We start from the raw sequence: 1,581 nt of genomic DNA on the forward strand, positions 1-1,581 counted from the left end.
GATGATATCGACAGCCTGTTAGAAGATGAGCCGGAGGCTGAGCCAGAAGAAGAGCTACTGGCAGAAGAGCCGGATGATATCGACAGCCTGTTAGAAGATGAACCGGATGCAGCACCAGAAGGCGAATTGCTGACGGAAGAACCGGACGATATCGACAGCCTGTTAGAAGACGAGCCGGAGGCAGAGCCAGAAGAAGAATTGCTGGCGGAAGAGCCAGATGATATCGACAGCCTGTTGGAAGACGAGCCGGAGGCAGAGCCAGAAGAAGAATTGCTGGCGGAAGAGTCGGACGATATCGACAGCTTGTTAGAAGATGAGCCGGAGGCTGAGCCAGAAGAAGAGCCACTGGCGGAAGAACCAGATGATACCAATGCTCTTTCAGAGGGCGCGCCTGAGTCTGATTACGAGGCTGTTTCTTCAACGGATCCCGGACACCTTGATGGTATGCTGGAAGAGGAAGCCGATCTTCAGTCCCTGCATGATAAAGCACAAGGGCCTGCTGAGCTGGATTTGGACGAGGCTGAGCCTAGTATAGAACAGGATGAACCTGCGTTAGCAGAAACTGAAGACGAGTTACTCGACGAATTTGCCGAAGCGCTGGTACACCCAGCAGAAGAAGGCGAAACCCACACGCCACCGCAATTGCAAAATGTTGATGAGCTGCTTGAAGCGCTGGAAGCCGAAGCCGAAGCCGAAGCCGATGACTTCGACGCTGATATGGACAGTGAGCTGGACAATGAAGTTGAGATTGACCTGGGTGATGATCCGCTCGCGGACGAAGACATAGATTTGTCTGAAGACGAAGTGTTGACCGAGCTTGACCCGGTGACACCCAGCGAAGAGCTGAGTAGTTATCCTGAATTACAAATGGACGAATCTGAGGCGGATGTAATCAATCTAGACGCCGAGCCCGAGTCTGCCATGAGTGAAACGGAGAGGGCACTTGCGGAAAGTTTAGAACAGGAAGAACCGTCCAGCCTGCTTGATGACGAGCTGGATGAGGATGGTGACGAGTTATTAGATTTTGGTGGTGACTTTGATGACCTGGATGGTCCCGATTTTGAAATTGAACCAGAAGGCAGCAGTGAGCAGGATAGTGAGCCTACTGCATTTGATCAGACAGAAGATGCAGCACAGGACGAAACACCCGCATCAGAAGAAACACTGTTAGAAGATGACCTGACAGACGACGCACTGATAGAAGAAGACTTCCCGGCGTTTGATGAAGACGACGCGCTGGCAGCGCTGGATGACGAGCCACACGCAGCGGAGCCGGAAACTGAAGAGGCATCAGAGCAAGCAGCCCCGGTAGATGAAGAAACGCTGTTAGAAGACGACCTGACGGACGACACACTGGCGGAAGAAGACTTCCCTGAGTTTAACGAAGAGGACGCGCTGGCGGCCTTGGATGATGAGCCACAAGCGGCGGAGCCTGAGGCAGAAGAAGCACCAGAGCAAGCAGCCCCGGTAGATGAAGAAACGCTGCTAGAAGATGACCTGACAGACGACGCACTGACAGATGATGCGCTGGCGGAAGAAGACTTCCCGGCGTTTGAAGAAGATGAGCCACAAGCGGCGGAG

1 pseudogene is annotated in these 1,581 nt (G+C 53.3%); it reads left to right on the forward strand.

Annotated features, from left to right (window positions below):
• Positions 1-1,581: pseudogene (locus C3B51_RS23695) on the forward strand (hypothetical protein); the annotation flags it as partial.

The organism is Pseudoalteromonas rubra (assembly GCF_004212645.1).
GTDB classification, from domain to species: Bacteria; Pseudomonadota; Gammaproteobacteria; order Enterobacterales; family Alteromonadaceae; genus Pseudoalteromonas; species Pseudoalteromonas rubra_G.